Raw genomic sequence first — 7809 nt, 5'->3', positions numbered from 1 at the left:
GCACGCTGCGGCCGCACGCGGTGGAGGCGTGGGCGGCGGTGGCGCGGGCCGCCGAGGGCGCCGCTGGCATCGCTGACACCGCTGACACCGATGGCACCGCTGGCACCGCTCTGAGCGACCGGGACCGGGCCGAGATCGCCGAGCACGAGGCGATCGACCGGGGCGCCGAGGGCGCACCGCTGTTCGAGCGGGCCGCCGGGCTGTACGCGGCGGCGGGCGATCCGGGCGAGGCGCTGGCGGCCCGCGCGCGAGGGGCGTACGTACGGGCGCTGGCAGGCGACCTGGAGAGCGCGCTCGCCGAGGTCGCCGCGCTGTACGAGGCGGTCCTCGCGCTGTACGCCGAGGAGGGCACCGGACTGCGGCAGACCGCGTCCGTGCTGATGGCGCGGGCGCGGGTGCTGATGCGGCCGGTGCACGAGGCGCACGGACCGGTCGCCGCGCCCGTCCTGGCCGCCGCCGGGGCGGCCGCGCGGGAGGTGCTGGCGCTGGTCGGGGGCCGCACCGGCCAGGACGTACGGCTGGCCGCGCGCTCCGCGGAGGCGCGGGCGATGCTCGCCGAGGTCGCCGCGCGCGCCGGTGATCTGCCGGGCGCCGCCGAGGCGTTCGAGCGGGCGGCGGCCGAGTACGTGGCCGCCGGGCTGCCGTGGTTCGCGGTGGAGTACGAGTCCCGGCTCGCCGCCCTCGCCCACCACCTGGGGGACGCGGACGGGGCCGAGCGGGCGCTGCGCGGGGCGCTGGAGCACGGCGGCACGGTGCTGGAGGCGCCCGGGCGGGCCCGGCTGCACCTCCAGCTGGCCGAGGTGCTGGGCGGTCTCGACCGGGTCTCCGAGGCGGCGGACCACGCGCTGGAGGCGGCGCACTGGGCCGACGCGGCCGGTGAGGGCCCGGCGCTCGGCGCGTGGGCGCGGCAGCAGCTGGGCGGACTGCTGCTGCGGCTGGAGCGGTGGGCGGAGGCCGCGGAGGTGCTGGAGTCGGCGCTCGCGGACCTGGACGCCGAGACGCACGGCGACGGGGCGGTGGTGCAGACGCGGTGGTGGCTCGGGGACGCGCTGGGCGAACTGGGCGAGCACCGCGCGGCGGCCGAACAGCGGCTCAGGGCCGCCGAGATCGCCCGGCACTGGCCCGAGCAGCAGGACCACGCGACGCTCGCCCACCTGGCCGCGGAGTCGCTGAGCCGCGCGGGCCTGGTCGCGGAGGCGGACGCCGCGTACGCGCGCGCGGGCGAGCTGTGGCGGTCGGTGGGCAGCGTGTCCGGCACGGTCCGCGCCCTGCGCGCGCGTGCTTGGCTGGCGGTGCGCGGGGAGGAGGTCGCCGAGGCGGAGGCGGGGGGCGACTCGGGTGCGGGTACGGGTATCGGGTGCGGCTCGGGAGCGGGTACGGGTATCGGGTCTGACCCGGGTACGGATGCGGGTACCGGTACCGGTACCGGTGCGGGATCCGGCTCGGGTGTGGGGGCGGCGCGGGAGTTGATGGCGGGTGCGGTCGAGGTGTGCCGGGTGGCGCTGGAGGGCGTGGTCGACGAGGAGGAGCGGGTGCTGCTCATCGACGAACTCGGCGGCAGCCACCAGCAGTTCGGCGAGCTGCTGATCCGGTGCGCCGACGGGGGCGACGCGGCCGACGAGAACGAAGCCCTGCTGGCGGAGGCCCTGACCCAGACCGAGCGGGCCGTCGCCGTCTTCGCCCGGCTCGGCCCGGCCGCCCGGCACGACCGCGCCGGCGCGGAGCTCACCGCCGCCCGGCTCGCCGCCGACCTGGGCCGCCCCGCCGAGGCGAGGGCACACGCGCGTGCCGTGCTGGATGCCTACGGGGCCGCGGACATCCCGGGCGACGACCTGGCCGTCGCCCGCCGGACGGAGGCCGCGCGGCTGCTTCGGCGGTGGGACGAGCGGCAGGAGCAGCCGCCGGAGCCGCAGGAGCCGCAGGAGGGGTGAGCCGGGGCGGGCGGTCGCGGCCCGGGCGCTACTCCACCCCGATGAGGAGCGGCGCGCCCTGCCGGCCGCCGCGGTAGACCACCGTGTCCACGGCCAGGTAGGAGTCGCGGACGCGGCTCTCCAGGCGGGCGGCGACGGTGTCGGGGACGTCGTCGCCCAGGACCAGGGTGACCAGTTCGCCGCCGGCCGCGAGCATGCGGTCCAGGACGGTCTCGGCGGTGGCCGTGACGTCGGAGCCGATCACGGCCACGTCGCCGTCGATGAGCCCGAGCACGTCGCCGGCCTGGCAGACGCCGGCCGAGGTCCAGGACTCGTGCTCGGCGACGGTGACCTCCGCGTGCCGGGTGGCGCCGGCCGCCGAGGTCATGGCGACCACGTCCTCGTCGAACCGGCGGCCGGGCTCGTGCACGGCGAGGGCGGCGAGACCCTGGACCGCCGAGCGGGTCGGGATGAGCGCGACCCGGACGCCCTCGCCGCGGGCCTGTTCGGCCGCCGCGGCGGCGGTGTCGCGCAGTTCGGCGTCGTTGGGCAGCAGGACCACCTCGCGCGCGTGGGCCCGCCGTACGGCCTCGACCAGCTCGCCGCTGGCCGGGGGCTCCCCGGGGCGGGCCAGCACCGTGGTGGCGCCGGCCTCCGCGCACAGGCCCGCCAGGCCCTCTCCGGGCACCACGGCCACCACCGCGCGCTGGGCCCGCGTGCGGGGCGGTCGGCCGGGTCCGGCGGCGTGCGCGTCGCCCGTGCCGAAGTGGGTGATGCGGATGCGGTGCGGCCGGCCGGCCTCGACGCCCGCCTCCACCGCCGCGCCGGCGTCGTCGACGTGGACGTGCACGTTCCACAGGCCGTCGCCGCCGACCACGACCAGGGAGTCCCCGAGCCCGTCGAGGCGCTGCCGCAGCCGGGCCACGGCGGCGTCGTCGGCCTCCAGGAGGTAGAGCACCTCGAATGCGGGCCCGCTGACCGGAGCGGCCGGCGACGCGCAGCCGCCCGGCCCGTCCGGCTCGGCCCCGCACACCGCCGTGTCCGCCCCGCCCAGGACCGTGGCAGCCGGCGCCCCGGCTCCCGCTCCGGCCCCGCCGTCCGTCCCAGTACCGGCACCAGCACCAGCGCTGATCCCGGCACCAGCACCAGCACCAGCACCAGCACCAGGTTCCACACCGGTGCCGGTACCGGCACCGGCACCGGCCTCGTCGTCCGCACCGGCTTCCGCACCGCGGCCCACGCGTGCGTGCGGCACCCCCGGCGACCGGACCGCGCCGCCGCCGTCCCGCGCCGCACCGGCCGCCCCGTCCGGAGCCGCCCCGCCCGCGCACGTCCCGTCCTTGAACGTTTCTCCGGTGAACGTCTCTCCCGTGAACGCCTCCGTCCCGGCCGGCTCCCCCGTCAGCGTCTCGACCAGCGCCGCGAGCACCGCCACCAGACCCCGGCCGCCCGCGTCGACTACTCCCGCGCGCCCCAGGACCGCCAGCTGGCCGGGGGTCGCGGCCAGGGCCGTCCGCGCGCCCCGGTAGGCGGCCCGCGCCACCGTGCCGCAGTCGCCCTCGGCCCCGTCGGCCGCGTCGGCGGCGGCGGAGGCGACGGTGAGGACCGTGCCCTCGACCGGGTGCGCGACCGCCAGCCGGGCGGAGTCGGCGGCGCGCCGCAGGGCGGACCGCAGCCCGCGGCCGTCGGTGTGAGGACTGTCACCCTCGGCGGCGAGCACTTCGGCCATGCCGCGCAGCAGCTGGGCGAGGATCGTCCCGGAGTTGCCGCGCGCGCCGATGAGCGCCCCGTGCGCCATGGCCCGCGCCGCCTCGGCCAGGGACGGACCGCCGGAGCCGCCCGCGCCCGTCTCGTGGGCGGCGAACACGGCCTCCACGGCGGCGGCGGCGGACTCCGCGGTCAGATACAGGTTGGTGCCGGTGTCCCCGTCGGCGACGGGATAGACGTTGATCGCGTCGATCTCCTCGCGGGCCCGGCCCAGCGCCCGCAGGGCCAGGGAGCACCAGGTGCGCACCGCCGGCGCGTCGAACGTCTGCGCCACCTGCGCCACCTGCGCCTCCCTGAGCTGCTGGACTGGACGGCAGCGTAGACCCAGGGGCGGTCCCGGCCGGAAGAGGGCCGGGGCGGGGTCCTCGGCCGCCATGGTAGTTTCGTTGCACGGAAGCAGCCGTTGTATGCTGCTCCGGTTGCCCGATCTCGATCGGGCTCTCCCCCTGGCAACGCCACTCAGATCAGAGTGCTCATTCGAGCCCCCGATCCCGGCATGCCGGGATCAACCGTAAGTGCATCTGAAGTCTTTGGAGTGACCCGTGGCTGCCAACTGCGACGTCTGCGGCAAGGGGCCGGGCTTCGGCAACAACATCTCGTTTTCGCACCGCCGTACGTCCCGTCGCTGGAACCCGAACATCCAGCGTGTGCGTACCGTGGTCGGCGGGACGCCGAAGCGCGTGAACGCTTGCACCTCGTGCATCAAGGCCGGCAAGGTCTCGCGCTGACGCACAGCAACAGCTAAGCGCGCGGCCACTGCTGGTTCGCTGCACTAAGCCGGTCCACCGAGGTGGACCGGCTTTTTGCCGTACCCCCGGCAGGTCGGGCGGCCCCCTGCCTGAGGCCGTCGGCGGGCCGGGCCGCCCCGGCTGCCGGAAACCACCGGCGGCCCGTGCGCCCCGCCTGCCAGAATCCGGGGAATGCGCTTCGGCATCCTGGGCCCGCTGGACATCCGTACCGACGACGGCGGGTCCGTCGACCCCGGCGGCCCGCGTCCCCGCGCCCTGCTCACCCTCCTGCTGCTCGCCGCCGGCCGCACCGTCACCACCGGCCGCCTGACCGAGGGTCTGTACGGCGCCGAGCCGCCCGCGGGGGCCGCGAACGCGCTCCAGTCGCAGATATCCCGGCTGCGCCGACGGCTGGGCCCGCACGCGCCGATCGAGGCCGTCCCGGCCGGCTACCGTCTCGCCGTGCCGTCCGGCGCGGTCGACGTCCACCGGTTCGAGCGGCTGGCGGCGGAGGGCCGTACCGCCCTCGCGGCCGGTGATCCGGAGCGGGCGGCCGACCGGCTGCGCGCCGCGCTCGCCCTGTGGCGCGGCCCGGCCCTGCCGGACCTGCCGGACGCGCACGCCGAGACCGCCCGCCTCGCCGAGCTGCGGCTGACCGCCGTCCAGGACCGCGTCGAGGCCGATCTCGCGCTCGGCGGCGGCGCCGAGCTGGTGCCGGAGCTGCGGGCGCTGCTCACCGCGCACCCGCTGACCGAGCGGCTGTACGGGCAGCTGATGCGGGCCCTGCACGCGGCCGGACGGCCCGCCGAGGCGCTCACCGTCCACGAGGAGGCCCGGCGCACCCTCGCCGACGAGCTGGGCGCCGACCCCTCCCCCGAGCTGTCGGCCCTGCACCTGGACCTGCTCCGGCAGACCCGGCCCGCACCGCACCGCCCCCGGCTGCCCGCGCAGCTGACCGGCTTCGTCGGCCGGGACGGCGAACTCGCCCGCATCGCCGCCCTCCTCACCGCCCCCGACGCCCGTCTGGTCACCCTCACCGGACCCGGCGGCGCGGGCAAGACCCGGCTCGCGGTCGAGGCCGCCCGCAGCCACCCGGACGCCTGCCTGGTCGAGCTGGCCCCGCTGTCCGACGGCGCCCGCCTCCCGTACGCGATCCTCGCCGCCCTCGGGGTGCGCGAGGGCCTGCGCAGCACCGCCGCGGACGGGCTCGACCGGCTGCGCGACGCCCTGGAGGAGCGGGACGCGCTGCTGGTGCTGGACAACTGCGAGCACCTGGTGGAGGACGCGGCCCGCATCGCCGGGCTGCTGCTCGGCCACTGCCCCGGGGTGCGGGTCCTCGCCACCAGCCGCGAGGCGCTGGGCATCACCGGCGAGGTGCTGGTGCCGGTGGAGCCGCTGCCGCCGGCCGCGGCGCAGCGGCTGTTCCTGGAGCGGGCGCGGGCGGTGCGGCCGGACTTCGCGGGGCACGCGTGCGTGCCCGACGTGTGCCGGGCCCTGGACGGGCTGCCGCTGGCGATCGAGCTGGCGGCGGCGCGGCTGCGCACGCTGGAGCCGGAGGAGCTGGCCGCCGGCCTGGACGACCGGTTCCGGCTGCTGTCGCGCGGCGACCGCACCAAGGCGCCGCGCCACCGCACCCTGCGGGCGGTCGTGGAGTGGAGCTGGGACCTGCTGGACGCCGGCGAACGGGAGCTGGCCGAACGGCTCACCGTCTTCGCCGGGAGCGCCACCGTGCGGGCGGTGCGGGAGGTGTGCGGGACGCCGGACCCGGAGGAGCTGCTCGCCTCGCTGGTGGAGAAGTCGTTCCTGGAGGTGACCGGGGGCCGCTACCGGATGCTGGAGACGATCCGCGCCTTCGCCGCCGAGCACGCCGCACGGGACCTGAACACTGACGGCGCCGACAGCACTGACGGCACCGACGGCACCGACGCGCTGCGCGACGCGCACGCCGCGTACTTCCTGCGCCTGGCCGAGCGGGCGCAGCCGGGGCTGCGCGGCGGCGGGCAGCTGCCCTGGCTGGCCCGGCTGGCCGCCGACCGCGCCGACCTGGACGCGGCGCTGCGCCGTCTCGCCCGCACCGACCACGCCGGCGCCCTGCGGCTGACGGCGCTGCTGTCGTGGTTCTGGCGGCTGCGCGGGCTGCACGGCGAGCAGGTGCCGGCGGCCCGCGCGCTGGTGGCGGCGGTGGGCGACGTACCGCCGCCGGGTCTGGAGGAGGAGTACGTCCTGTGCGCGCTCGGCGCGCTGTCCGGGGACGGCGCGGACCCCGCCGCCGAGGAGGCCCTGCACGCGCGCGTGGACGCGGTGCTGGACTCGCTCGACGGGCCGCTGCGGCTGCCGTACGTGCTGGTGCTGTGGTCGGTGGTGGCCGGTCCCCGGCCCGAGGCCAACGCGAGGGCGCTGCGGCTGGCCGGGGCGGACCCGTGGGCGGGGGCGCTGCTGGACATGGGGCTCGGCCTCCAGGCGCGGTTCGCCGGGCGGCCCGGTCAGGCCGAGGAGGCGCTGACGCGCGCGCTGGCCGGGTTCCGCGCGACCGGCGACCGCTGGGGCATGGCCAACTGCCTGGAGCCGCTGGCGATGTACGCCCACGCGCGCGGGGACGACGACGGCGCGCTCGCGCTGCTGGCGGAGGGGCTGGTCCACGTACGGGAGCTGGACGCGCCGGAGGAGACCGCCGACCTGCTGCGCAGCCGCGCCGTGGTCCTGCTGCGCCGGGGCGGCACGGCCGCGGCCGAGGCCGACTTCGAGCAGGCGGCGGCGCTGGCCCGGCGCGCCGGGGCCGGGGACAAGGCGGCGGGGGCGCGGCGCGGTCTCGGGGACGCGGCCCGGCTGGCGGGGGAAACGGCCCGCGCGCGGGCGCTGTACGAGGAGGCGCTGCGGATGTGCGCGGCGAACTGGTTCAGCGTCGGCGAGGTCGTGCGCGTCCTGATCGGGCTGGGCCGCGCGGCCGCCGCCGAGGAGCGGGTGCGGGAGGCGCGGGAGTGGTTCCGGCAGGCCGCCGTCGCCGCCGGGGACGCCGCGAGCGTGCTCGAACCGGCCGAGGCGGCCGAGGCGCTGGCGTCGGTCGCCGGGACACCCGAGCGGGCCGCCGTCCTGCTGGGCGCCGGCGCCGGCCTCCGGGGCGCACCGGCACGCGAGGACCCCGATGTCGTACGCACCGAGCGGGAGACCCGGGCACGGCTGTCCCCGCAGGCGTACGCGGACGCGTTCGAGCGGGGCGTACGGCTACGGGGCGCGGCACTCGGCGACCTCTAGGCGCCGGCCGACGCACCGAGGGCGTACGCACCCTGGGCGACGGTCAGCAACCCACGGGCTGCGGCCGGCGCACCCTGAGCGGCGCGCAACGAACCGCAGACGGCGGCCGGCGCACCGAGAGCGTCAGCGCACCGCAAGCGGCGGTCAGCGCA

At 78.2% G+C, this 7809-nt stretch carries 3 protein-coding genes and 1 pseudogene; 3 read left to right on the top strand and 1 reads right to left on the bottom strand.

Annotated elements, in window-relative coordinates:
- Window positions 1-1931, top strand: a pseudogene (locus ABEB07_RS25290) (tetratricopeptide repeat protein); the annotation flags it as partial.
- A gap of 28 nt (window positions 1932-1959) precedes the next feature.
- On the opposite strand, the gene ABEB07_RS25285 reads toward ABEB07_RS25290, so the two are convergent.
- The gene (locus ABEB07_RS25285; RefSeq protein ID WP_345670437.1) at window positions 1960-3960 is read right to left on the bottom strand and encodes a DAK2 domain-containing protein; all 2001 of its coding nucleotides are present in this window, start codon (window positions 3958-3960) and stop codon (window positions 1960-1962) included.
- A gap of 259 nt (window positions 3961-4219) precedes the next feature.
- Here ABEB07_RS25285 and rpmB point away from each other — a divergent pair, with 259 nt between their 5' ends.
- Window positions 4220-4405 carry a 50S ribosomal protein L28 gene (gene rpmB / locus ABEB07_RS25280; protein WP_009190838.1) on the top strand — a complete coding sequence of 62 codons (186 nt, stop codon included), beginning with the start codon at window positions 4220-4222 and terminating at the stop codon, window positions 4403-4405.
- A gap of 192 nt (window positions 4406-4597) precedes the next feature.
- Window positions 4598-7657, top strand: a complete 3060-nt coding sequence (locus tag ABEB07_RS25275; protein ID WP_345670435.1) for a BTAD domain-containing putative transcriptional regulator — start codon at window positions 4598-4600, stop codon at window positions 7655-7657.
- Window positions 7658-7809: the final 152 nt, after the last annotated feature.

It is taken from the genome of Streptomyces similanensis (assembly GCF_039543625.1).
Lineage (GTDB): Bacteria > Actinomycetota > Actinomycetes > Streptomycetales > Streptomycetaceae > Streptomyces > Streptomyces similanensis.
The sequence above is the reverse complement of the archived record's forward strand: the minus strand, read 5'-3'. Positions and strand labels throughout refer to the sequence as shown.